Genomic DNA, 26,642 nt, shown 5'->3' with positions numbered 1-26,642 from the left:
GCCGATGGGGCTGTGGTAGTATGGCAATGCTGAAATTAAAGGAGGGGCTACCTTATGAAAAAACTGGCAGTTTCGATTGTTGCGGCTGTATCCATAGCCGGCGTAGCACTGACCAGTGTAACGGCAGAAGAACAAAGCGTAGAAAAAGGGGACAACCTTTGGACTATCGCTGAAACAAATCATACAACGGAAGAAAAACAAGTTGACATAAATGAATTTAAAACAACCACTATCCAACCGAAACAAAAACTAAACTTGCATCAAACATATGAAGTGCAGCGTGGTGATACACTAATCAGTATTGGTAAAGCATATCATGTCTCTGTGGACAACCTGAAAAAGTGGAATGAATTAGAGTCTAATTTAATTGTGATTGGACAAGAACTTGACATGAAAGGTGTTCAAATAGAACAGAAAAAGGCTGCAGTCGCATCATCTCATGTAGCGAATGAAACGACAGCGGATCAACGTGAGAAACAAGCCAAACAAACAAGCGATAGTAAACAGCAGCCATCCAAAGATAACCCGGAAGGTAAAACAGTCACCGTATCAGCGACAGCATATACAGCGGATTGTGACGGATGTTCCGGTGTCACATCAACAGGGGTGGACTTAAACGCCAACCCGAACGCCAAAGTGATTGCTGTGGACCCGAATGTCATTCCACTTGGATCAGAAGTGTATGTTGAAGGATACGGCTACGCAACGGCTGCCGATATTGGCAGTGCCATCCAGGGTAAAAGAATTGATATCCATGTTCCAACGAAGAAAAAGGCCTATAACTGGGGCGTCCGCACTGTCGACGTAACGATTGTTAACAAATAAACACAAAGAAAAAAGGAAGCATCCACTAAGGGTGCTTCCTTTTTGTAGTGGCCAGGCGCATGTGGTGTAACTTTGGCCCAGCTACTGAAATGTGACTGTTTTATGTTCACCATTATCCTGTTTTTCAACTATATCATTTGTGTCATTGACCGTTTGGGTGACGCCAATAATACCAAAACTGAGGATTAAAACAAAAAATAACGCCATTAAGATTTTTTTCAATTTTCCACCCTCGCTTTTTCTTTCTCTACTTTATTATAATAAAATAGATACGAATGTACCACCGCTTTTTGTGACAAAATGATAGGTAAAACTTGTTATACAGGAAGAAGGGATTCTATGCTAAAAAAAATGAAAACCGGTGATTTGCTTATCTACATAGCAACGGCCGTATACACTAGCTCATTATTCTTTCCTTGGGTCTATGTTACCTTTTATGGGAACGTTAATGGATTTGCGCACCGGGGGTACATCGTGCTCTTACTGTTTGCCTTTCCGATTTGTGCTTCCCTGTTTAAAAAAACACCGCGCTTTTTCAGTGTCGCCACATCGGTTTCTGCTGTGGTTTTCCTGGTTTTTTATAGTATGGAAGTATCGCAAAGCTATATGGGTGAATCGGTGAGTTACCCAGCAGCAGGTCTCTATATTGCCATAGGCGCGTCTGTCGTACTAGTCGCAGGAGTCATTTTGAACAGAAGAACCGCTAAAACAGCATCACTTGAACCGTACGGAAGTGCTAAATGATCCGGAGATGTGTTAAACTTTATGATAGAACATGGTAGAATGATGTTGGAGATTGTGTAAAAGCGTTTACATAAAGGAGGAAACCAAGATGACAAGCAACGCATTGCAAACCTTTTTACATGAAAATATTGCCGACTTGAAAGAAAAAGGACTCTACAATGAAATCGATCCTCTCGAAGGTGCAAACGGTCCGGAGATTACGATTGACGGGAAGAAGTTGATTAATCTTTCGTCCAATAACTATCTCGGCCTGGCAACCGATGAGCGCCTTAAGGAAGTCGCCAAAGATGCCGTCGACTCGCATGGCGTTGGTGCCGGCGCGGTTCGCACAATCAATGGGACGATGGATCTGCACCTGGAGCTGGAGAAGAAACTGGCAGCATTCAAAGGAACAGAAGCAGTCATTTCCTTCCAGTCCGGTTTCAATTGCAATATGGCAGCGATATCCGCTGTAATGGATAAAAACGATGCCATCCTGTCCGATCAGTTGAATCACGCATCAATTATTGATGGATGCCGGCTTTCCAAAGCAAAAATCATACCATTCAACCATGCGGATATGGACGATTTGCGCGAAAAAGCACGCCAAGCAGTTGAGTCCGGCCAGTACAATAAAATCATGGTCATTACGGATGGGGTCTTTTCTATGGATGGCGATATTGCCAAACTTCCAGAAATTGTCGGTATCGCCGAGGAATTTGACTTGATTACGTATGTCGATGATGCCCACGGGTCCGGGGTGCTTGGTCAAGGTGCCGGTACTGTCAAGCATTTCGGTCTGCAGGATAAGGTAGACTTCCAGATGGGGACCTTATCCAAGGCAATCGGTGTGATCGGCGGTTATGTTGCCGGCAAAGCAGAATTGATTGACTGGTTAAAAGTTCGTTCCCGTCCATTCCTGTTCTCGACAGCTGTGTCACCGGCCGATGCCGCAGCCAGCACGAAAGCTGTTGATTTGCTGATGGAATCCACTGATTTGAACGAAAAACTGTGGGAGAATAGCAACTACTTAAAAGACGGCCTGCAAAAGCTTGGATTTGATATCGGTAACAGTGAAACACCAATTACCCCATGTATCATCGGTGACGAAAATGATACACAAACGTTCAGTAAGCGACTAAATGAAGAAGGCGTTTATGCCAAATCCATCGTCTTCCCAACCGTACCAAGGGGAACAGGTCGTGTGCGCAACATGCCGACAGCAGCCCACACGAAAGAAATGCTTGATCAAGCACTTGCCACTTATGAAAAAATCGGTAAGGAACTCGGTATTATTTAACAATCTATCCGGCACCCGCCCTTATTTTTGCTGTGGTTTGGTGCCGGTATAATGAACACACCACACCAGGAATACAGAAGGGGAAACACTATGAAAAGAATACTCGTTACAGGAGCACAAGGCCAAATTGGTTCTGAGCTCGTCACCATGCTGCGTGACCATTATGGGACTGCCAACGTTATCGGATCTGACATTCGGAAAGGTGAAGCGGAAGAAGGTCCATTTGAAATCGTTGATGTGACCGATGGAAAAGCATTATATGACGCAGCGGCAAAACATAACGTCGATACAATTATGCATCTGGCCGCGCTGTTATCTGCCAAAGCCGAAGCCAAACCCAAGCAAGCGTGGGACCTGAATATGGGCGGGTTGATAAACGCGCTAGAAGTTGCCAGAGAACGTAACCTGCAATTTTTTACCCCAAGTTCCATCGGGGCATTCGGACCATCAACCCCGAAAAAAGGTACACCACAAGAAACAATCATGCGCCCAACGACCATGTATGGCGTGAATAAAGTAGCCGGTGAACTGCTGTGCGATTATTACTATTATCGTTTTGGCGTTGACACACGCGGAGTCCGGTATCCAGGACTGATTTCCTATGTAACTCCGCCCGGCGGAGGCACAACCGATTATGCCGTAGAAATTTATTACGAAGCTGTGCGTAATAAAAAATATACATCCTACATTGCCGCCGGTACGTATATGGATATGATGTACATGCCCGACGCACTGCATGCAATTATGAAGCTAATGGAAGCGGACCCGGACAAGCTTGTTTACCGCAATGCTTATAATATTTCGGCCATATCAGCAGCACCGGAAGACTTTGCAAAAGCGATTCAAAAACACATACCGGACTTTGAGTTAGCCTATGATGTAGACCCAGCGCTCCAGCAGATTGCCGAAAGCTGGCCGGACAGCATCGACGCCACCGCAGCAGCAGAAGAATGGGGCTTCGAAGCAACGTATGATATAGACACAATGACAGCAGATATGCTGGAAAAAATTCAAACGAAATAGGCGAAACGTGCGGACCGTGGGGACAGGCTCCTTGGGCCAGGTGGACTCGCGCGGCCCGGGGTGAAAGTCGCGCGACCCGCATCCCAAATACAAAAAAAGAAATCGGCTGGTATGCCGATTTCTTCTGCTTATTCTGTATACATTTCTTCCACTTTTTTCTGCAATTCTTTATCTGCAATATATTCGTCGTAGGTCATCTCTTTGTCGACGATGCCATTTGGTGTGATTTCTATCAGCCGGTTGGCGATCGTCTGGATGAATTCGTGGTCGTGCGATGTGAACAGGATGGATCCTTTAAATTTCTTCAGCCCATTGTTCAATGACGTAATCGATTCTAAGTCCAGGTGGTTGGTCGGTTCATCTAGAATGAGCACGTTAGCGTTTGAGAGCATCATTTTCGACAGCATGCAGCGGACACGTTCACCGCCGGATAGGACACTTGCCTTTTTCAGTGCCTGGTCACCTGAGAACAACATGCGGCCTAGGAAGCTGCGCAGGAATGTTTCGGTGCCGTCTTCCGGTGAATACTGCCGCAGCCAGTCAACTAAGGTCAGGTCACTTCCGTCAAAGTAGTCGGAGTTATCACGTGGGAAATAAGATTGTGATGTGGTCACGCCCCATTTGTACGTGCCCGCATCTGGTTCCATATTGCCCATTAAAATCTCAAACAACGTCGTGTTGACAATGTCGTTTTTACCGATGAACGCTACTTTATCATCTTTATTGATCGTGAAACTGACATTATCAAGCACCTTTTGACCGTTGATGGTTTTGGTCAGCCCTTCGACAAACAGCAGGTCGTTACCGATTTCCCGCTCTGGGGTAAAGGCAATATACGGATACCTGCGTGACGATGGTTTAATATCATCAAGCGTAATGCTGTCGAGCATCTTTTTCCGTGATGTTGCCTGTCGTGATTTGGATTTATTGGCACTGAATCGTTCGATAAAGGCTTTAAGGTCTTTAATTTTTTCTTCCTTTTTCTTATTTTCTTCTTGTGCCATCTTTTTAGCGAGCTGGCTGGATTCGTACCAGAAATCATAGTTACCGATATAAATTTCAATTTTTCCATAGTCAATATCCGCAATATGGGTACACACATTATTTAAAAAGTGGCGGTCGTGTGAGACGACGATGACCGTGTTTTCAAAGTTAATCAGGAACTCTTCCAGCCACTGAATCGCATGAATGTCAAGGCCGTTCGTCGGTTCGTCTAGAAGCAGAATATCCGGATTGCCGAAAAGCGCTTGTGCGAGCAAGACTTTTACTTTCTGTTCCTCTGGCAATTCCGCCATTTTGGCTGTATGCAGTGACTCGTCGATACCAAGTCCTTTCAAGAGCATGGCTGCATCGGATTCCGCTTCCCAGCCGTTCATCTCGGCAAATTCACCTTCAAGTTCGGCAGCGCGCATGCCGTCTTCTTCGGAAAAGTCTGCTTTCATATAAATAGCGTCTTTTTCCTGTTTGACTTCATACAATCGTTCATGTCCCATTAGCACTGTTTCTAGTACATCGTGGTCTTCAAATGCGAAGTGGTCCTGTTTTAATACAGCCATCCGTTCGCCTGGCGTGATGGATACATTACCGGATTGCGTCTCTTCCTCACCGGAAAGAACCCGCAAAAAGGTGGATTTACCGGCACCATTCGCTCCGATGACACCATAACAGTTACCTGGCGTGAATTTCAGATTAACATCCTCAAACAGTTTCTTATCCGCATATCGCAAACTTACATTATTAACAGTTATCATTCGTAAACGTCCTCCAAAAAATAGACTCCATATTAGCGTACGAGATTTATACAGTTTCGTCAATGTATACGGTTTAAAAAGCAGAACAAAAATGTAGGTCAACTTTCGGGTAACAATACTTGGCTGTTTACGAGGCAGGTGAAGTAATATCTCCTAGGAAAAAATGAAATCACTATCCGGTTACTGATTGGATATTACCAAGACTTGCTAACAGATGCTAGGAAGCTTACAGTAGATGTATAGGTTTTTTTGGTAAGGGGGCTTTTTCGTGGAGCGTGGTAACAATTACCGCCTGTTGCAACTGCGGGAAATACTTTTTAATGAAACGGACGAATGGCATGAATTGGGTATTGATGGACTGATTGAAAAGCTGCGGCGAGAAATGACTGATGATGCTAAATTTGATAGACGGACGATCAAACGTGACTTGGCAACATTGGACGATATGGGCTTTGAAATTGTTCGGAATACAGGTAAATTCGGTAAGACTCTTTACAGTCATCAATCACGGCTGTTCGAAACATACCAGTTGCGGCTGATCATTGATGCCGTTTTGTCAGCGCGCTTTATCACAACGAACGAAAAGCAAAAGCTTATTCAAAAAGTGAAGAAGATGACGAGCGAGTCGATTGCCAAAACATTGCCGGAGCCGATTTTGTTCAGTCAATCCTCCAATATTGATTACGAACTAGTTAAGCTGAATATCGATCGGGTGCACCGTGCCATTTCGGAGGGGAGGGTGCTGACGTATCAGTACGGAAAATTCAACGTACAAAAGGAGTTCGAATACCACCGAGACGGCATGATCTATCACGTAGCGCCATATGCGCTCATTTGGCAAAATGATTATTACTATTTAATTGGCCTTTTCCTGGACAATGATGAAATCCGCCACTACCGGCTTGATCGAATTCGCAACATTCAAGTGAGTGATGAGAAGTTCAAGAAGCGAGATTTCAACTTGCAGGAATATGTTAATCAGAGTTTTCACATGTTTGCCGGGGAGGAAATGTGGATAAAAATCCGGTTCCATAATGACCTGGTCAATGTGGTGCTGGACCGGCTCGGACTGGACGCAGATATTCGGGAGCTGGATGATGACCACTTTGTTCTGACGACGAAAGCTAAACTGTCTGACGGGCTGGTTAATTGGATATTGACGTGGGGCGACCGTGCCAAAGTGCTTTCGCCGGATCACCTTGCCGAGCGGGTAAAAGAACAGATCACCAACATGCAGCAAGTGTATGAAGACGATTAGGGGGAATTAGACCCCTCAGTAAACATCGCATCAATCCAATTGATAGTGCAAAAGTTGAATCAGCTATCCGATTCGGTTGGAATTCGTATGACTTCTAGCTACCCCGTGCCAAATAAGTGGTCATTCGATAGCCATTTCAATTCCGAGCGATTCATAAGGAACGTTAATTTTAAACGCGAGGTTGTTCGCTTCCAAGTCAAATTGTTGTACACTGACGCGGAAGTTACTTCTAATGTGCATATCAGTTACAGCTACATAGATTTCTTCATTAGCCGGGTCCACCGTTACCCATTTCGGCATCGGCAAATACTTCTTTAAGTATTCCATAATTTTCTTATTCGGGAGTTGCAGCTGACCGATGGAGATGGATTTTTGTCTCAAAATAACATCGCCATTTTCTTGCACAAGCGGCTCAAGGTAAATGGATACTGGAACAGATGAAGAAAAAACAGGAAGTTCCCCGACCAATTTCACATCATCATCCAATGTTATACGGTAATCGTGGTTGTTTCCTTCCAGCAGTTTATCAATATAGGCATTGACAAGCTCGTTGACATTCTGCTTCGTTGTGCGGACGACGAACTCCGACCCCGGCTTTTTCTCTTCCTTCGCGGGTTCAGGTGTATCCGTTTCAGGGACAGGCCAAAATAGCAGTGCCGCGATGCCCGCGAAGATAAGCACATTCACGCCAATTAGCGAGTAAAAGAGCCGCTTCCATACATTTTTTGTTATTTTATGCTTTGACAACGCCTGCACCTCCTATTGATCGGTTATATAATTGAGCACACGTCTGGCAAACAACTGGTAGCCCCGGTGATTAGGATGAAAATGATCCTCCGCAAATAAATCTACATCTGTTGTGTTAAACAAATCCGCTACTGGGATAAAATTCGTGCGATCAAATTGCGCTGTGACTGTTTTTCCTGTATTGTTCCAATTACTTACAATCGTATCAAGCTCTTTAATATCCTGAAAATAACGCCCGAATGGATTGTAGAAGCCGATTAGGTAAATAGCAGCATCATCATTAAGATCCTTTATTGTTTTAAAAATTCTCTTAAGCCTGGATTCATAAGCTTGCTGGGGCTGGTTGAAATCATTCATTTTTAGATTGGTAAAATTTTGCTTTAACACTTGCATGATGTCGTTTGCACCAATTGTAATCAAGATCATGTCCGCCTTTTCAAGCGATTGTTGGATTTCCGATTTATCGAGTCGCTTTAAGAGCTGGTCTGAGCGGTTGCCTCGTTTACCGTAATTATCAAACGTGACAAGTTGCTGGTTTTGATTGATTTTATTATCCAAAATACCGACATAGCCGCCTTCCACAACGTCATCACCGACTCCTTGTGTTAATGAGTCACCAATCGCAGTTACATGCATTTGTTGATTTGTAAAAAATTTTGTTGTGCGCTGTACTGTTTCTTTAAGCAAATCCGAAAACTGTGAGGTAGGCTCTTTTGTTTTTTCGCCGGATCTTTCCTCCGTTGTTTGTGCTGTTTTATGATCATTGTCAGTTTCGCCCGGATTATTATCGTCTGTTTCCCGATCCTCTTGTACACTTGTTTCTGCCGGCTGACTAATGGTGGTATCCGGCTGCAGCCAAATCAGAAAGCCGGTCAATGAAAGAACGAGTATGATCAAAAAGATGCTAACCTGTTTTTTGTTCATATGTTTCACACCTATACTGTATAATTCCTGTTGCCTGCGCAAGTGTAAACCTGCAGATGCGCTTACGGCTAGGCACTTTCCGTTTCCGTTGTTGTTTGAGGCTTTTGTTGATGCAGACTGTTTTTCATTGTGCCACTGGGGTGCACCAACCGTAAAGGAAAGAGTGATTTGGTTTGTTGTTATAAAAGTAAGAAAGTATAAAATAAACGATACAATTTTTACTGGCAAAGTTGAGCCACGTCCGCCCCCGACGTACAGGGTGTGACGGTTTTAGTCTGCAAGTAAATTGCGCCTTTGTTCATTTATTATACCATGTCACATAATTTAAAAAATCCCTAATATATACTATGCAAAACGAAAGTGTTATTTTGAGCTATAAACAGACATTTAACTAAAAAAAGGAGCTGTACACGCTGGTATGTACAAAGCTCCTTTTTTACTGTATTGGTTTATAAATTCTAGCATGCTGCTCCCCGTTAATCTAAATGGGAATGGGGAGTATCTATCAAACGTGTACTGTTTCCTTCCGAGCGCTGCCGCTGCGGAGGCGTGCAGCTTCTTCGTAGGCATCCTTTCCGAAAACAACCGCGATACCTGATTCAGCAGCTTTAGCTACAATTTCTGTCTTTGGCTGTGGCTGATTCGTCCACAAAATTTTTCCGTCTTTTTGTGCCAATTGGTCTAAAATCTTTGGAGTCACAGGTTCACTCGTCAGCACGGCGTCAATGACATTAGGTAGACCTGACTGTTCGGTAAAGGTGGCTTCGTCGATCCGGATGATTTGAAATCCGAGCTGCGCTAGCTGTTCTGCTTGCTTGCTTGTGGTATCTGCAGAAGTGCCTCCGACAACAGCAATCACCTTTTTGCGCAGTCCCCCATTCGCACGGTCAAACGGAGAGGCGAGCAGCCAGCTAATGGCGTCTTTTTCCGTTTGCTGGATGGTCGGTTCCTCACCGGTCGCCTTAGCGATAGCCTGATCAAGGTCGGCAAGGATATCTGTTGTTGATTCCAGTCCAATCGACAGGCGGACAAGTTCTTCGGATACACCGCTTTTGACAAGGTCTTCTTTGCTAAGCTGCTGATGCGTGGTCGATGCCGGGTGAATAATCAGTGACTTGGCATCACCTACATTGGCAACGTGTGACCAGAGTGTAATGTTGTCGATAAGCTTCCTTCCCGCGTCACGTCCACCTTTAATGCCAAATGTAATAATTGATCCATAACCCTTCTGCAAGTATTTATTCGCGGTTTCATGGGATGGATGGTTAGCCAGGCCGGGATAATTAACCCATTCCACGGCAGGATGTGCTTGCAGATAGTTAGCAACTTCTTTGGCATTTTCGTTATGACGCTCAACACGCAAATGCAATGTTTCCAGTCCTTGCAATAGCAGGAAGGCATTTTGCGGACTTAAGCAAGCACCGATGTCACGGAGCAGCTGGACGCGCAGTTTTGTCGCAAATGCAGCTGGTTGAACGTCCACATACCTCAGTCCGTGATAGCTTTCATCCGGTTCGGTAAATTCCGGGAAGTTGCCATTAGCCCAGTTGAACCGCCCGCCATCAACGACTACACCCGCGATAGACGTGCCGTGACCGCCAATCCATTTAGTTGCGGAGTGAACAACGACATCAGCCCCCCATGTCAGTGGTTTGGTAACGTATGGCGTTGCAAATGTGTTATCGATAATCAACGGAATCCCATGGTCGTGGGCGATGCCGCTTATGGTTTCAATATCGAGCACATGTAAGCTCGGATTGGTAATAATCTCGCCGAAAATGGCTTTTGTTTTATCAGTAATGGCGCTTTTGATGCTGTCCGGATCGGTTCCATCGGCAAAAATGACATTAATGCCGTATTTAGGTAGCGTGTTGGCGAATAAATTGTACGTGCCCCCGTATAGATTGCTGTCGGCAACGATTTCGTCACCACTGCCGGCAACGTTCATAATCGCCATCGTAATTGCTGCCATGCCGGAAGCGGTTGCCACGGCAGCTGCACCATCCTCTAAAAGTGCTATCCGCTGTTCGAAAGCGTCGATGGTCGGATTGGTAATACGAGTATAAATGTTTCCGGGTTCCGCCAGTCCAAATAGATTTTGTGCGTGTTCAGAGTCCTGGAAAACATAAGAAGTCGTTTGATAGATCGGTACTGCTCGCGATCCGGTTGTCGGGTCGGGTTCCTGTCCCCCGTGAAGTAAATGTGTTTCCTGATTGTACAAATGAAAATTAGTCATAAAAAATTCCTCCTTTTGGTTTTAAAATGAGTTACTTTTCGACTGGAGGAAGAGGAGAAATAAATAACCCTCTTCCATAAGAGAAGAGGGTTTGTGTTTGTAACCGTCCTCCTCTTATCTACCAGATCTTTCTTGACCTGTAGGATGTAGCACCTTGCAAAGCACATGGCTTGCTGGTTGCCGGGCTTCGATGGGCCTATTCCCTCCGCCGCTCTTGATAAGAGATGTAATCTTATTAATTTAATGAACATTATATACGCCTTTGTAGCCATAAGTCAACAGAAAATTTGAAAAAGGTTAACTGGCTGCTTGGTGACGAACTGATCTGCGTTGTGCAGCGCCCATGTAGATAATCAGCGCAATCCATATCAGTGCAAATGATATCAGGTGTGCCGTGGAGAACGTTTCCTTATAGACAAATACACCAAGAATGAGCATAATCGTCGGTGCAACATATTGCAGAAAGCCTACCATGGATAATGGAATCTTTTTGGCACCGAACGCGAACAAAAGCAGTGGCACGGCTGTAGCCATACCGGCGCCGGCAAGCAAAAGACCGGTACCAGAGAACATAACGGAACCCGCTAACGATTCCCCACTGAAAAAGAACAAATACACAAGTGCCAGCGGAGTAACAATCATTGTTTCTACGGTTAAGCCGAACATAGCACTGATATCGACGGTCTTTTTCAGTAGCCCGTATGAGGCAAACGAGAATGCCAGCAGGATGGATATCCATGGGAACACTCCGAAACTAACGGTCAGATTCACTACCCCGATGGCAGCCAGAATAAACGAAAAAAGCTGAACCCGTGTTAATGTTTCCTTTAAAACAAGCATTCCCAGCAAAATACTAACGAGCGGGTTAATGTAATAACCGAGACTAGACTGGATGACGTGATCATGATTAACCGCCCAAATAAACGTAAGCCAGTTGATGCTAATGACAATCGCGGCCAGCGAGATGCCGATCAGTTTCTTTTTATCGTGTAGAATGACTTTGCACTCGTCAACGAATGGCCGCCACTTTCCTACAGCTAGTACAACAATCACCATAAAGATAAATGACCATAGAATGCGGTGGGCAAGTATTTCACCCGCCGGAATCGTATCAATCCATTTCCAATAGATAGGTAGAAATCCCCACATAAGATAAGCAACTGTCGCATACAAAATCCCTAGTTTGTTTTCCTGGTTCATGATAGAATCCCCCTTTGCATCGTCATGAATGAACTGGCTAAAACTGCTGCTGGTAATCCGCTTATGTATGTAACGCAACCTTCGAACCCAAAAATGAAACCCCTACAGTAACTGTGACAAACTTGAAACGCTTCTAACTGTTGTCCTGACAACCTTGATAAACATAAAAACTGTTTTCTAAAAGGTCATTTTTATACACATTAGATATATAATGCGATGTATTTATTGAAATGTTTTCTATAGGTACGACGACTTTTCGTCCACCGTCCGGGAACGCTCCGGGCGGATGCTTTCCGCGGGCACGGCTTCAGCCTCCTCGCGGAAAACCACCGCTGCGGGGTCTTCAGACTCGTGCTGTTCCCGCAGGAGTCACCGCCCTCCGCTCACCCGGACTAGTGAAGTGGTGCTACTCGTTTTTCTGCCACGATTCCTGCCCCAATGAATAAAAACAGCGGAGGAAATACATGCCCCTTCATAAGGGGTATGCCAACGTTGGGCGCATCGCCCGCTCTTAGTCTGCCTTTCTTCCTTCTTCCAAGCCTTATGTGTTCATTTCGGCCAATGAAAGTTGAATATGTAAATAAACCAATTTTAAAATCAATTTTGAAAAAAAGCAATAAGGGTGCACGGCCTTTTTAAAAACGCGCTTCTTGCATACGGTAGTTTTATAGACTGGCAGTGGGGTAGCAGTGTTGATATCCGCAATAGGAACTGAGACGTGCGTTATTATTGCTTCGGATAGGACGCTTTCTTTTTCAACAACCATAAGAAAACGCTTTCTAAACATGGCTGCATGGAATATAATAATAGTAAGAAGTTTATTAGTTTTAACCTGGGAGGAATATTACCGATGACGAAAAACAATAAGCGCTTTGAAACATCTGTTATCCATGATGGTTATGATGCAAACGATATGCTGGGAAGTCTGTCAAGTCCGTTGTTTCAGACGTCTACATTTACATTTGAAACAGCAGAACAGGGGGAGCGCCGTTTTGCTGGAGAAGAGGATGGTTACATTTATTCACGGCTGGGTAATCCAACCGTCTCCGTTCTGGAAGAAAAAATGGCCGCACTCGAAAACGGCGAACGCGGGTTGGCGTTTAGCTCGGGGATGGCGGCTGTGTCGGCTATTCTGATTGCCTTGACGAAGGCGAATGACCACATTGTCTGTTCATCAGGGTTATACGGTTGTACGTTCGGACTCTTGTCGATGATGAAGGAGAAGTATCATATCACACATGACTTTTCCGAGATGCGCACGAAAGAGGAAGTTCGCGACTGCATTAAACCGGAAACAGCGTGTATTTATGTGGAAACGCCAATTAACCCGACGATGAAACTGATCGATTTACAAATGGTTGCTGACGTTGCGCATGAATATAACATTCCGGTCGTCGTTGATAATACATTTTCCTCACCATATTTGCAGCGGCCACTTGACTTAGGCTGTGATGTCGTTTTGCATAGTGCGACGAAATACATTGGTGGGCACGGGGATGTCATTGCCGGGGTTGCTGTCGGGAAAAAAGATTTTCTTGATGAAGTGGCGATGACGACCCAAAAAGATATTGGTGGTGTCATGGCACCGTTTGATGCATGGCTGTTGATCCGCGGCTTGAAGACATTGCCGATTCGGTTGGACCGGCATTGTGATAACGCGGAGAACATTTTCGAACGGCTCCGTCAGCATCCAAAGGTCGCACGTGTTTTTTATCCAGGTGATGAAGCCAGTCCAGCTTATGCCATTTGTCAAAAGCAAATGAAACGCGGCGGCGGGCTTTTATCATTTGAGATCAATGGGACGAAAGCGGAGGCACAACAGCTCTTGAACAGCCTGAACTTTGTTAAAATTGCTGTTAGCCTCGGGGATGCCGAAACATTGATTCAGCATCCGGCAACGATGACCCATTCCGTCGTTCCGGAAGATGTACGTGCGGATATGGGTATCAGTGATCAACTCATCCGTTTATCGGTCGGTCTTGAAGCGTGGCAGGATGTATGGGCAGATCTCGAGCAGGCATTGGATCAATTGCAGCTGGCTGAGGCGCATACAGCTGCAGGCGAATAGCATCCGCCTTGTCTTAAAGAAGTCTGTATGCAGTTCACGTTATTCGAGCAAAACACAAAAGAACGAACTAGCGAGAGGTACACCGCCTCTCGTAATCGTTTACTAAACATAAAAAACACTCATGAACATTGAGTAGTTTACTTTCTTGGTGGAGAAAATTGAATGAACAAATGAAACAGGCATATCAACTAACTTAGAAATTGGTATGCTGTTTTTTTATTGCTATTAAAAATAGGTCTAAATCGGCATAGTAAATACATACCTTTACCCCGTTCACAATGGCTATTGTCAATGCTCAAATTACACTGTTAATTTCAGTGATGAATCTCTGTTAAATCCTTATAATATTAATGCTAATTTGTATTGTGTAAGAAGACTTTCAACTAACGAAACATAGCATATAGTGGAAAGTCTAAATTAATCTTTATTCACCAATCGGGCCTGAATGTTTAAGACTGTAAGGTGGGATTTAAATGAAACCATTAGGGTGGATAACCACTGGGTTTATAATAATCGGAACCGGCTGACCATAAAATAGAAACGGGCGCAGTAATTGAATGAAGAAACTGTGTTTTTTATCAATTTGATGCTGTCGATGTATATTACAGCAACAAAATACAGGGGAAAAGAAGTGAACAAACGTGGATTTTGTGGTATAGTAAACATAGAAGCATAAAAAGTGCATATGATAATAAAGACCGTCCATGCTGAAACATGGAACGGTTATAATAGACCGAACCCCATCAAGAGGGGCTAGGCGCATTCAAGGAAAATAATCCCTCAAAGGCCGTTCAAACCACATGAGGGATTACTTTTTATTGTTATCGGACATGATAAACGCAATCAGCATGCCAAATGAAACCATCAGCATTAGAACGGTAGCGATTCATTGCTATACGTGGCAACTTCCTAAAAACGCTTTACAATTTAACTTCCGCAATATCAGCTTATATGAGATTAGCTTATTCAATCATCGGGATGTTAGTTAAAAGACAAAATGAAAATAAAGAAGTTGGATAACTTATGTATATCCAAGCGTTTTTTTGTTTTTGGCTTGTTTGTAACGGGTATGTTGACGTGTGTCTGCATATTCTAAAGAGAGTCGCCATTACTGCATAACAGCCAAAAGGAAAATTATGCTATAGTAAAGGTAATGGTATGGCAGTTAAAGTGAGGTTTTATTTGTGGGCATCTGGTCAATGATTGTAGGCGGCATTCTTATATTTAATATTGCGCTTGCACTGACGATTATCTTTCTGGAGCGCAAGGATGCAACGGCAACATGGGCGTGGCTGATGGTGCTCATGTTTGTCCCTGTTGCCGGATTTATACTATATCTCATTTTTGGTAGGCGCATCAGCGGCGAGCGCATTTTTACGTGGGATACGAAAAGTAAACTTGGTGTGAAAAAGGCTGTGCAGGAGCAGCTGCGCGCTATTGAGGACAACAGCTTTCCTTTCAAGCATCAGGGACTAAGCGCGTATAAAGATCTTTTTTATTTGCATTTGCACAATAATGATGCCATTTTTACCCAGAATAACAAGGTACGTATATTTACTGACGGGGAAGAGAAGTTTGCTGCAATGATGGAGGATCTGGAACATGCATATGATCATATCCATCTTCTCTATTACATTTTACGCCATGACCAGCTGGGAAAGAAAATTGCCGGTATACTGACTCGCAAGGCTAGGCAAGGTGTGGAAGTGCGGGTTCTATTCGATGATATGGGGTCACGGGGAATTAACAAAAAGTTTCTTAATCGTATGCGAAAAGCAGGGGTACAGATTGAATCATTTTTTCCACCAAAGATACCGAAAATCAATTTAAAGATCAATTACCGGAATCACCGTAAATTGGCAATTATCGATGCAAAAGTCGGCTATATTGGCGGATTTAATATTGGTGATGAGTATCTGGGCCATAATAAACGATTTGGATACTGGCGAGACACACACTTGCGCATATGCGGCGATGCGGTGGCTAATATGCAGACACGCTTTATTCTTGACTGGAACCAAGCATCCCGGAATGATATCTTGTATGATGATCGGTACTATACGACGGAAAAATGTGGTGATGTCGGTGTACAGATTGTATCATCCGGTCCTGATTCTGATTGGGAACAGATTAAAAATGGCTATATTAAAATGATCATGTCGGCAAAAGAATATGTCTATATACAGACACCCTACTTCATCCCGGATGACAGTCTGCAGGATACATTGCGGATTGCTGCATTATCAGGTGTTGATGTGAAAGTGATGATCCCGAACAAACCGGATCACCCGTTTGTCTATTGGGCAACCATGTCCTATGTTGGTGACCTATTGAATGCAGGAGCGGAAGTGTACATTTATCAGAACGGTTTCTTGCACGCGAAGACGATTATTGTTGATGGAAAAATTGCCTCCGTCGGTACAGCGAATATTGATGTGCGTAGTTTCCGACTTAATTTTGAAGTGAACGCTTTTTTGTATGACCAGGGGTTAGCTGAGCGGCTGTTGGCAGCATTCAAAGGTGATATTGCCGTTTCCACCCAAATGACTAGGAAACTGTACCGAAAACGATCAATCGGTATCCGTCTTAAAGAATCATTCTCCCGGCTTCTGTCACCAATACTGTAGGCTTTGATGAGTAAATACATGGCAAATGAACAGACTAAACAGATATAGAAGAGAAAATGGAGGAATAAGGATGGAATCAAAATCTTGTAGAAATTCACTGGCAGTTAAAACGTCGCACGTGCTGCCGCCGGACACGAACAATCATGGAACCCTTTTCGGGGGTAAGCTGATGGCACATATCGATGATGTCTCAGCAATTGCCGCTGTCCGCCATGCGAGAAAGCTAGTTGTCACTGCATCGACCGATTCTGTTGACTTTCTGGAACCGGTCAGGGAAGGAGACTCGGTCTGTGTGGAAGCATTTGTGACGTGGGCACACACGACATCGATGGAGGTTTTTGCCAAGGTGGTAACCGAAAACTTACAGACGGGCGATCGGAAAGTGTGCACAACTGCTTTTTCAACATTTGTTGCGATTGATGAAGACGGCAAGCCCACTGCTGTCCCGGAAGTGTATCCGGAAACAGATCAGGAAAAGGAGCTGCATCAATCCGCACCGGAACGTGCCGAACAACGGAAACAGCGGCGGAAGGGCTCCAGGGAAATGGCGGCGACGTTTGGTACCGTTTATCCATGGAATGAATAAGGTGTCGATTTTCCGTCACGACTTTTCAAAATAGGTCTTTTTCCATTATGATAGGTTGGTGGAGAAGCCAACTTACTCAATAGAAACCATTTTCCTAATCGCATCCTTAAACAAGTGGGGATGTGAGGTGAATGAAGCTGGCTCTATTTTATGGAAGGGAGCAGAACAACATGGAAACTGACCTGACACTCATGGGAGTCGTGGAGCAGGTGATTGGTGTTGCCAATGATGCCATGTGGGGTACGATTTTAATCGCCGTACTGCTCGGACTCGGCTTATGGTTTACCATACGCACTGACTTTGTCCAGTTCCGCTATTTTAATGAAATGATACGTGTTATGTTTGATAAACGGGTCGTTAGTGCGGAAGGAAAGAAAGGAATATCCTCATTCCAGGCATTTGCCATCAGTGCGGCATCCCGTGTTGGAACGGGAAACTTGGCTGGTGTTGCTTCGGCTGTGGCAGTCGGCGGACCAGGGGCGATTTTTTGGATGTGGCTGATTGCGATGCTCGGTTCAGCCACGGCTTTTGTGGAAAGTACGCTCGCACAGGTGTATAAAACCCCTGATAAGGATCAGTATAGAGGCGGCCCGGCATATTATATGGAAAAAGGCCTGAACCAGCGCTGGCTCGGGATTATATTTGCCATAACCATTACATTCACGTACGGACTCGTGTTCAATTCCGTGCAATCGAACACAATTAGCCTTGCCTTTAGCGGCGAGTTTGACATTAACCGGAACATGATGGCCATCGTACTGTGTGTGTTGACGGCCATCGTTATTTTTGGCGGATTGAAACGAATTGCAACCGTGACGCAGTATATTGTACCAATTATGGCTATCATGTATATTGTTCTTGCTGTATATATATTAATCATCAATATTGCTGAAGTACCGGACATGCTTGGACTTATTTTTAGCAATGCGTTCGGTATCCGTGAAGTGGCCGGTGGTGGATTCGGCGCTGCGATTATGATGGGAATCAAACGCGGCTTGTTCTCAAATGAGGCTGGTATGGGTAGTGCACCGAATGCAGCAGCGACTGCCGAGGTAACCCATCCGGCTAAACAAGGCTTTATCCAGGCACTAGGTGTTTTCTTTGATACCATCCTAATGTGCAGTGCGACCGGTTTTATCTTAGTTTCGGCCGGTAGTTATGCGGACAGTGAACTGGATGGCATTCAGCTGACACAGCAAGCATTTGAATTTCATATTGGAACAGGCGCGGCTATCTTCATCGCGATTGCTATATTCTTTTTCGCCTATAGTTCTATCCTCGGAAACTACTATTATGGCGAAAGTAATATTGACTATATCCAAAACTCCGGACTGGGAAGGTTTATTTACCGGATTGCAGTGCTTTTAATGGTTTTCTTCGGTGCGGTAGCGACGTTCGATCTCGTCTGGCAGCTCGCCGATTTGACCATGGGCATCATGGCGCTGATCAACTTGTACGCGATCACGAGATTATTTGGTGTTGCCCGGCGTGTGCTGCATGATTACCGTGACCAGCGGAAAGCCGGCAAAGACCCAGTATTTTATCGAGACACCTTAGACGATACGACCGGTGTTGATTATTGGGGACGCGACCAGGCAACCGGTAAAGGTGAATAGGTTGGCAAGTTAGCTGTCTGCCTCCATTGCGGGGCAGGCAGTTTTTGTGCTTGGAAAAGGTTGTGGCCGGTGGCGTGGCTCAAGTTGTTACATTTTAAGCCGGTGGTGCATTTTTCGCACGCGGATGGGCATCCTGTTTAACATGTATGTATGATTTGGTGATCTTTCAAAAATATGAAATAATAGGAGTACATGAAATTTATTTTGGAGGTCAAAAAATGGTTAACCAACAGACGAAGGAAAAATATGCAGATTTAGCATTACGGACAGGGGTCAACCTGCAAGAAAACCAAGCATTAATGATCAATGCGCCAATTGAGGGAGCGGATTTTACCCGAATCGTTGCCAGAAAAGCGTACGAAATGGGTGCGAAAGACGTACATATTAACTGGGCGGATGACGAACTGACGCGTTTAAAGTATGAAAATGCGCCAGATGAAGTGATTGGCTCATTTCCGGAGTGGAAGGTGAAGCTGCATGATGCATACGCAGAAGACGGTGCGGCCGTTCTGTCCATCAAAGCAACCAATCCGGACCTGCTGAAAGGTATTGATTCAGCTCGGGTAGCCATGGCCAACAAGGCGGCTGGTGAAGCAATGAAGAACTTCCGCCAGTACACAATGAACGACCGCATTACCTGGTCCATTATCTCCATCCCGACCGGTGACTGGGCACAGAAAGTCTTCCCGGAAAAATCCCGTGAAGACGCGGTGGACAGCTTATGGGATGCGATTGTCAATATCGTCCGTGTCGACAAGGATGATCCGATTGCCGCGTGGGAAGCACATAACAAGACGCTGGAGACGGCCCGCGAAATCCTGAATCGTAAAAAGTACAAAAAACTGCATTTCAAGGCACCTGGAACAGACTTAGAACTGGAACTGCCTGATGGACATCTTTGGAAGGGCGGATCTGCCGTATCTGAGCAGGGAACCCAGTTTAATCCAAACATGCCGACCGAGGAAGTTTTCTCCATGCCGCACAAATATGGCGTGAACGGCACGGTCTCAAGTACGAAGCCATTGAATTACGGCGGAAACCTAATCGATAACTTTACACTTACATTTGAAAACGGAAAAGTAGTTGACTTTCAAGCAGAGCAAGGCGGGGAAACATTAAAGCATTTGCTCGACACAGACGAAGGTGCACGCCGGCTTGGCGAAGTGGCGCTCGTTCCGAATGAATCACCGGTTTCTCAATCAGGATTGATTTTCTACAATACACTTTTTGACGAAAATGCATCCTGCCATATTGCGCTTGGCAAAGCATATCCGACCAATTTAGAAGGCGGCTCAGATATGGATGCAAACACACTCGATAAGCACGGCGTCAATGACAGCCTCGTCCACGTTGACTTCATGATCGGTTCTGAAAACCTGGACATTGACGGCATTCTTGAAGACGGCTCAACCGAAGCCGTATTCCGCAACGGTACTTGGGCACTAAATGTAAAAGGGTAAAACTCGCGCGACTCGAGTGAAAGTCGCGCGGCCCGGGTGTGACCCGCACACATCAATAAACCAAAAAAAGCACGGCACGATTTCATAAAATCATGCCGTGCTTTTTCCTTTTTCAAACAACTTTGATTCTCACCATTACATAATTCCGTTTTTTACCAATACTGCCTTGATGGCTGTATAATCAAATCTCTCGGGCAATGAGTCTTTCAGCAATTTCAGCTTTGGTTCTTCCAGCTGCTCTCGGGTTTCTAATATGACTTTTTCATCTTCTGCATTAAAAAATACATCCCAGACAAGTGGGTATCCATCTTGAAATGCTTTAAACAGGTGGTTTTCAACGGTTTGTGCAGTCACGCCGCGCAATGCGGCAATATCTTTGACAGGTTTTCCAGACTGAAATAACGAATAACTAATCATATGGCTCGGCCGGTCGTCCGCTTGTTTTTCCTTTTTTACAGTTGGACGACCGCTAGCTATTTTAACGGGACGACTGGCATCGGGGTTGTTTTTGCGCCACTGGCTGATCACCTCGAGAAATACGTCACCATACTGTTCGTACTTCTTTTCGCCAACCCCTTTGATCGCGAGCATGTCTGCTTTTGTTTCCGGGAAATAGCGGCTAAATTCTTTCAACGTTGCGTCGGAAAACAAGACATATGGGGGTACGCCCTGCTCGTCGGCAATTTTCTTCCGCTTGTCGCGTAAAGCAGTGAACAGATCTTCCCGGTAGTCAGTTTCCTCGCCGGCAGGGATTGGTGCCGTATACATCCAGACGGTCTCTCTACCTTTCAATACATCGACCGACTTCCTGTTCAGCTGTAACGTCGGGAATTTGCCGTCTGCGGTTGCCAGCAGCTGTTCTGCTACGAGAAATTGGATCCGCTCTGCCAGTTGTTTTTCCGTGTAAGCGGATAAGATGCCATATGTGGACAAGGTATGCAGGCGAAAACTGCGGAGCCGGCTGTCGTTTGATCCTTTTAGCACTTTTGCGGTCATGGAGATGCCGAATCGTTCGCCCATCCGTTTGACACATGACAGAATCATTTGTGCTTCTTCAGTGATATCCACACGTTCCCGGCGGTGCTGACAGTTACTGCAGCGGCCGCATGGCTCATGGCTGGACATATCGCCGAAATAGTCTAATATGTACGATGTCAGGCAGCTGTGGGTATGACAGTAGTTGATCATCGCCTGTAACTTCCGGTATTCACCTTGTTTGGCTTCATCATCCATTTGCGATTGTTCGATCAGAAATTTTTGCAGCTGCACATCTTGCGGCGAAAACAGCAAGATACAATCACTATGCTCCCCGTCACGGCCAGCTCTGCCTGCTTCCTGATAATACGCCTCCATCGTCATCGGCATCGCATAATGAATAATAAACCGCACATTCGATTTGTCGATACCCATACCAAACGCATTCGTCGCAATCATGACGGTTTTTTCATCATGAATGAAGGCGGATTGTGCTGCTTTCCGTTCGTCCTCAGTCAAACCGGCATGGTATTTGGCCGCAGCTAGCCCCCACTGTTCAAACTGTTCGGCGAGTGCATCGGCTTGCTTCCGTGTCGCTGTATAAATGATTCCGGATTCATGTTTGTGCGCTTTCATAAAGGACTTGATGTACGTTTGTTTGTTTTTCCCCTTAACGACATGAAAGGCTAGGTTCTCCCGTTCAAAACCGGTTTTCACAACATGAAAATCATCTATGGAAAGTAGTGACTGGATATCGGCAATCACTTCAGCTGTTGCGGTAGCGGTTAGAGCAACAACGACAGGGATGGAGGGAATCTGCTTTAGCGTCGTGACGATTGATCTGTAGCTTGGTCGAAAATCATGTCCCCATTGCGAGATGCAGTGAGCCTCATCAAAAGCAATCAGCGAAATTGAAATTCGTTTCATGACCGACATGAATGCGCCGGATTCAAATCGTTCGGGTGCCGCGTAAACAAACTGGTATTCACCTGCTTCGATGGCAGCAAGGCGTTCGTGCTGCTCGCTAGCAGACAGTGAACTGTTGATGTAGGTTGCTGCTACTCCCAGCGCCTTTAGGGCATCCACCTGGTCTTTCATAAGGGAAATGAGCGGTGAGATGATAATGGCCGTTCCATCCAGCGCCATGCCCGGAATCTGATAGCATAGCGATTTACCCCCGCCGGTTGGCATCACAGCCAGCGTGTTACTTTTTCCCATAATCTGTTCAATTGTTTGCCGTTGTCCTGAACGAAATGATGGATACCCAAAATATGTTTTCAAAATGGATTCAGCTTGCTCAAGCATCACTTGTCTCTCCTTTGCTTCTACTTATCCTAACATATCCTTTCATGTCGAAACCATTAGAAAACCTCGGCATTCGCGAATGTCGGGGCTGTTGTTTAAAGTCATCCATAAAGATATATTTTAAAACAACCTTCACACCAAATAATGAAGTTTCTACAGATAACTGCGGCAAACTTGAAACCTTCTAACCATTGCCCTCTACAACCTTGATAAACATAAAAGCTGTTTTCTAAAAGCTTATAAAAGAAATCATTTCAAGCTGCGAAAGTTGAGTTTGTAAAGAAAAACCCGGCGATCCAGCCCTATTTGGAATAGGATAACGCCGGGCTTTTTTTAAACAATAGTCCGATTAAACCGCCAAGGACGGCAGGTGCAAACCAGCCGAGTCCTAAAGTGAAAAACGGTAGATGCTCCAGTACCGACGTAACAGCTGGCATGCTGATACCATATTCTGTAAGTCCGTCGTAAAGAGAGATAAATCCGGTCATCAGGATAGCACCGCGATAAACGTAAGCATCCCCATCGAACAATGGCTGTAAAAAGGTTAATAGAATAAGAACAATCGCAATCGGATAAAGGAATGTTAGTACAGGTACCGAAACACTAATAATCGTGTTCAGCCCCTGGTTAGCAATCAAGTAGCTAACAATGGTGACCAATGCAACAATCCAATGGTAGGAAAAATCTGTCAACCTATGGAAAAATTGCCCGCAAGCAACAACGAGACCTACTGAAGTAGTTAAACAGGCCAGTGCGACAATGATGCCGAGTAATATGGCACCAAAGTTTCCGAACATCATGTTAGCAGCGCTTGATAAAATGTCTCCACCGTTAGAAAAGCTGCCGGTAGCGCCCAATCTTGTGCCAATCCATCCTATCGACGCATAGACCGATACAAGTCCGATGCCAGCTACCAGTCCTGCTTTTAGTGTGGATTGAATAAGTGCTTCCCGAGAAGTGATGCCTCTGTCTTTAAACGCATTTACAACGATAATGCCAAATGCCAGTGCTGCAATCGCATCCATCGTCAAGTAGCCTTCTACAAAGCCGGTAAATAACGGGGATTCGGCATATTTTTCACTGGGACTTTGTACATCGTTGTTTAATAGCATAAAGCCACCGACACAGAGTATAACGATCGCAAACAATAAAAACGGTGTCAGCAGCTGTCCTACCCGGTCAACCATTTTGGACGGATTCATGCTGATAAAATAAACGATTAGGAAAAAAAACGTCGTAAACAGGAACAATATAAACGGTGATACGCTTGTAAATGGTTCCATGCTCATCTCAAATGCAACGGTGGCGGCGCGGGGCACACCGAAAAACGGTCCAATGGCAAGATATACGACGGAAGTGAAGATGGCCCCGAACATTGGATGAACACGATCAGCAAGCTCCCTGGCATCGTTTTTTACAAATGAGATGGCAGTTACGGCGAGGATTGGCAGGCCGACACCTGTTAGTACAAATCCTACAATAGCCGCCCAGTAAGATGTCCCTGATTCATCCCCTAGTGTTGGTGGATAGATGAGGTTTCCGGCACCAAAAAATAATGCAAATAACATAAAGCCTACTGTCAGCGTGTCTTTTTTCATCTTGGTTCCTTCCTTTCAATTAATTAAATGGGAAAGTGTATATTTTCAATGAAGATTTAAAAGTCAGAAAATTTATTGCAAAAAAATATTATTTCGACAAAAGCAAGATTAGTTTAGCAAGAACCGCATGAAGTGTCAACATAATTCGACACATATTTGCATGATACGCTTGCAACTTGTTTGGATACTTTCCGGGAAAAACCCTGCTATATCACAAAATGAAGGCTATTATTAGCGGTGTAATGGTGAGTTAAATTATATAATGACATTTTTGTGAATTGTCACAGTTGTGGAATAGGTTTTTATCTGTTTACAAGTACCTCGCCCCCCATTTAAAATGTCCTTATGTTATTGTCCAGTTTTTTAATCTAGTAGGTTAGGGGGTAATATATGGTTCCATCCATTTTATTTGAAGTAATGCTCGTCTTTCTTTTGGGTATCGGATCCCAGTGGGTGGCTTGGCGGTACAGAATGCCGGCAATCGTTCTCATGTCGATTACCGGACTGCTTATTGGACCTGTTTTGGGACTGATGGACCCAGAGGAAGACTTTGGAGAATTATATAACCCGATTATTTCGGTTGCCGTTGCCGTTATTCTATTTGAGGGCAGCCTTAATTTGAACTATAAAGAAATTCGTGGATTGGGACGACCGGTCTTTCGAATATCGACCATCGGAGCCTTCCTGTCGTGGATTCTTGGTTCGGTGACAGCGCACTATATTGCTGGACTGAGCTGGGCGGCTGCCTTTGTCATTGGTGGTTTGTTTATTGTTACGGGGCCCACTGTTATCATGCCATTGTTAAGACAGTCGAAGTTAAAGCCACGGCCGGCGAAAATTTTGAAGTGGGAAGGGATTATCGTCGACCCGATTGGTGCACTGTTGGCAGTGTTTGCCTTTGAAATCATCAGCTATCTGACATCAGTAAATCCCGATGGATCTGCTTTATTAACGTTTTTCGCAGCATCTGTCTTTGCTGCGATGTTGGGATGGGCATGCGGAAAAGGGATTGGCTGGATGTTTGAGTCCGGCTATATTCCGGAATTCTTAAAATCGCCAGCCGTATTCACGGTCGTTATCGGCTGTTTTACCATCGCTGATGAAGTAATCCACGAAACAGGTTTACTTGCGGTTACTGCAATGGGGATGACACTTGCGAACATGGGTATCAGTTCGCTTGCCGACATGCGCCACTTCAAAGAGAATGTTTCTATGCTTCTCATTTCGGCTATCTTCATCATGCTAACCGCTTCATTAAAAGTCGATACCCTGCTGCAAGTGTTTGATCCCGGTATTATGGGCTATGTGCTGCTCATGATGTTTGCAGTTCGCCCTTTATCAATTTTTCTGTCAACGATTGGCACCGACCTGTCCTTGAATGAAAAGCTCTTCGTAGGATGGATTGCACCAAGAGGTATTGTTGCGTTGACGGTTTCCGGCTATTTTGCCTCTATCTTATCTGACGCAGGTTATGTGGATGCGTCATTAATCACTACGATTACGTTTGCGTTAGTATTTACCACGGTTGTCGCCCATGGCTTTTCCATCGGCTGGCTTGCCAAAAAGCTGCACCTCTCGCTGGAAGGAAAGCCTGGTACGCTGATCATCGGCAGTAATAATTTCACCGTCAACCTTGCTAAATCACTGCAAAAAGTAAAAGCCCCGGTCATGATTGTGGATTCATCCTGGGAACGGCTGCGCAAGGCACGCGTGGCAGGTGTACCGTTTTTTCACGGGGAAATGCTGTCAGAGCAGACGGAATACCAGCTTGATACGAATCCATATGAGTATCTGATTGCCGGTACCGAGTACAATTCGTATAATGCATTGATTTGTACGACATTTATGCCGGAATTCGGTAGGACGAATGTGTTTAAAGTAAGCCCCTATCGCAACAATTTCGAAGGCGATATCGTGGGTAAAGTTGCCGGGCGGATTTTGTTTAACAAGAAATTGTCGCTCGAATATTTAAATAGTAAGCTAGAACACCATTACGTCTTTCGCCAGACCTCCATTACTAACCAATACAGCTACAAACAATATTTGAATGATAAGGATGAAGATACGGTTCTCATGTATATCATGAAGCCATCCGGACGTATGCGCTTTTATACGGAGGAAATGCGGGTAACAGCGGAGCCGGGCGATAAGATTGTCAGTCTGACGCCACCGGTAAAAGAAATGAAGAAAATCCGTAAACGGCTGGAAAATCAGCGGAATAATGGTAGGACGAACGGTGAAAATGCCCAGGCAACGACGAGTGAGTAAGCAAATGCAGACCACGACAACTTGTGGTCTGCATTTGTTATTACTTAACTTTCGCACCCAAAAATTAAGCTCAAACAGTTAACAATGGCGAACTAATTTGAGCCTTGACAACCTTGATACACCACCGCTGCGGAAATACACTACACTTTCCG

Annotated in this window: 19 protein-coding genes and 1 riboswitch; of the genes, 11 read left to right on the top strand and 8 right to left on the bottom strand. The window is 44.9% G+C overall.

Annotation, left to right across the window (positions count from 1 at the left end):
* The first annotated feature begins 54 nt into the window (after positions 1 to 54).
* Positions 55 to 825, top strand: coding sequence for a 3D domain-containing protein (locus FFL34_RS08025; RefSeq protein WP_138602985.1), 771 nt, complete (start codon positions 55 to 57; stop codon positions 823 to 825).
* Positions 826 to 906: 81 nt separating this feature from the next.
* Here the strand turns inward: FFL34_RS08025 and FFL34_RS18215 are convergent, their stop codons facing one another.
* Entirely contained in the window at positions 907 to 1,047 is a 141-nt protein-coding gene (locus tag FFL34_RS18215) for a hypothetical protein (RefSeq protein ID WP_171046326.1), read from the bottom strand.
* A 117-nt stretch (positions 1,048 to 1,164) separates the two neighbouring features.
* Here FFL34_RS18215 and FFL34_RS08020 point away from each other — a divergent pair, with 117 nt between their 5' ends.
* From FFL34_RS08020 to FFL34_RS08010, 3 genes are all read left to right on the top strand, one after another.
* A complete protein-coding gene (locus FFL34_RS08020; RefSeq protein ID WP_138602984.1) occupies positions 1,165 to 1,569 on the top strand; it encodes a hypothetical protein in 405 nt (134 codons plus the stop codon).
* Positions 1,570 to 1,657: 88 nt separating this feature from the next.
* Entirely contained in the window at positions 1,658 to 2,848 is a 1,191-nt protein-coding gene (locus tag FFL34_RS08015) for a glycine C-acetyltransferase (protein ID WP_138602983.1), read from the top strand.
* Positions 2,849 to 2,938: 90 nt separating this feature from the next.
* Positions 2,939 to 3,871 (top strand): NAD-dependent epimerase/dehydratase family protein, encoded by a 933-nt coding sequence (locus FFL34_RS08010; protein ID WP_138602982.1) that lies wholly within the window; start codon positions 2,939 to 2,941, stop codon positions 3,869 to 3,871.
* A gap of 128 nt (positions 3,872 to 3,999) precedes the next feature.
* Here FFL34_RS08010 and FFL34_RS08005 read toward each other — a convergent pair whose 3' ends face one another.
* Positions 4,000 to 5,622: an ABC-F family ATP-binding cassette domain-containing protein gene (locus tag FFL34_RS08005; RefSeq protein ID WP_138602981.1), complete on the bottom strand. Its 1,623-nt coding sequence runs from the start codon at positions 5,620 to 5,622 to the stop codon at positions 4,000 to 4,002.
* Positions 5,623 to 5,890: 268 nt separating this feature from the next.
* On the opposite strand from FFL34_RS08005, the gene FFL34_RS08000 reads away from it, so the two are divergent.
* The gene (locus tag FFL34_RS08000; protein ID WP_138602980.1) at positions 5,891 to 6,880 is read left to right on the top strand and encodes a helix-turn-helix transcriptional regulator; all 990 of its coding nucleotides are present in this window, start codon (positions 5,891 to 5,893) and stop codon (positions 6,878 to 6,880) included.
* Between the two features lie 120 nt (positions 6,881 to 7,000).
* Here FFL34_RS08000 and FFL34_RS07995 read toward each other — a convergent pair whose 3' ends face one another.
* The 4 genes from FFL34_RS07995 to rarD form a co-directional block, all read right to left on the bottom strand.
* Positions 7,001 to 7,627 (bottom strand): YpmS family protein, encoded by a 627-nt coding sequence (locus tag FFL34_RS07995; RefSeq protein WP_138602979.1) that lies wholly within the window; start codon positions 7,625 to 7,627, stop codon positions 7,001 to 7,003.
* Positions 7,628 to 7,639: 12 nt separating this feature from the next.
* The gene (locus FFL34_RS07990; protein WP_138602978.1) at positions 7,640 to 8,551 is read right to left on the bottom strand and encodes an SGNH/GDSL hydrolase family protein; all 912 of its coding nucleotides are present in this window, start codon (positions 8,549 to 8,551) and stop codon (positions 7,640 to 7,642) included.
* A 505-nt stretch (positions 8,552 to 9,056) separates the two neighbouring features.
* Complete coding sequence (locus FFL34_RS07985) at positions 9,057 to 10,787, bottom strand: PLP-dependent aspartate aminotransferase family protein (RefSeq protein WP_138602977.1); 1,731 nt, start codon at positions 10,785 to 10,787, stop codon at positions 9,057 to 9,059.
* Positions 10,788 to 10,898: 111 nt separating this feature from the next.
* A riboswitch (SAM riboswitch) is annotated at positions 10,899 to 11,011 on the bottom strand.
* A gap of 73 nt (positions 11,012 to 11,084) precedes the next feature.
* The gene (gene rarD, locus FFL34_RS07980; protein WP_138602976.1) at positions 11,085 to 11,987 is read right to left on the bottom strand and encodes an EamA family transporter RarD; all 903 of its coding nucleotides are present in this window, start codon (positions 11,985 to 11,987) and stop codon (positions 11,085 to 11,087) included.
* Positions 11,988 to 12,837: 850 nt separating this feature from the next.
* On the opposite strand from rarD, the gene megL reads away from it, so the two are divergent.
* The 5 genes from megL (at position 12,838) to FFL34_RS07955 (ending at position 20,344) form a co-directional block, all read left to right on the top strand.
* Positions 12,838 to 14,055, top strand: a complete 1,218-nt coding sequence (gene megL / locus FFL34_RS07975) for a methionine gamma-lyase (protein ID WP_138602975.1) — start codon at positions 12,838 to 12,840, stop codon at positions 14,053 to 14,055.
* A gap of 1,184 nt (positions 14,056 to 15,239) precedes the next feature.
* Positions 15,240 to 16,682 (top strand): cardiolipin synthase, encoded by a 1,443-nt coding sequence (gene cls, locus FFL34_RS07970; RefSeq protein WP_138602974.1) that lies wholly within the window; start codon positions 15,240 to 15,242, stop codon positions 16,680 to 16,682.
* A gap of 70 nt (positions 16,683 to 16,752) precedes the next feature.
* Entirely contained in the window at positions 16,753 to 17,268 is a 516-nt protein-coding gene (locus FFL34_RS07965) for an acyl-CoA thioesterase (RefSeq protein WP_138602973.1), read from the top strand.
* 191 nt (positions 17,269 to 17,459) lie between these two features.
* Positions 17,460 to 18,884, top strand: a complete 1,425-nt coding sequence (locus FFL34_RS07960) for an alanine/glycine:cation symporter family protein (protein ID WP_138604700.1) — start codon at positions 17,460 to 17,462, stop codon at positions 18,882 to 18,884.
* Positions 18,885 to 19,102: 218 nt separating this feature from the next.
* Positions 19,103 to 20,344, top strand: a complete 1,242-nt coding sequence (locus FFL34_RS07955) for an aminopeptidase (RefSeq protein ID WP_138602972.1) — start codon at positions 19,103 to 19,105, stop codon at positions 20,342 to 20,344.
* 135 nt (positions 20,345 to 20,479) lie between these two features.
* Here the strand turns inward: FFL34_RS07955 and recQ are convergent, their stop codons facing one another.
* Entirely contained in the window at positions 20,480 to 22,624 is a 2,145-nt protein-coding gene (gene recQ, locus FFL34_RS07950; protein ID WP_138602971.1) for a DNA helicase RecQ, read from the bottom strand.
* Positions 22,625 to 22,926: 302 nt separating this feature from the next.
* Entirely contained in the window at positions 22,927 to 24,222 is a 1,296-nt protein-coding gene (gene brnQ, locus FFL34_RS07945) for a branched-chain amino acid transport system II carrier protein (RefSeq protein WP_138602970.1), read from the bottom strand.
* 390 nt (positions 24,223 to 24,612) lie between these two features.
* On the opposite strand from brnQ, the gene FFL34_RS07940 reads away from it, so the two are divergent.
* Positions 24,613 to 26,490, top strand: a complete 1,878-nt coding sequence (locus FFL34_RS07940) for a cation:proton antiporter (protein WP_138602969.1) — start codon at positions 24,613 to 24,615, stop codon at positions 26,488 to 26,490.
* Positions 26,491 to 26,642: the final 152 nt, after the last annotated feature.

Source organism: Lentibacillus cibarius (assembly GCF_005887555.1).
In the GTDB taxonomy this organism is placed as follows: Bacteria; Bacillota; Bacilli; order Bacillales; family Amphibacillaceae; genus Lentibacillus; species Lentibacillus cibarius.
This window is presented reverse-complemented; position numbering and strand designations above follow the sequence as displayed.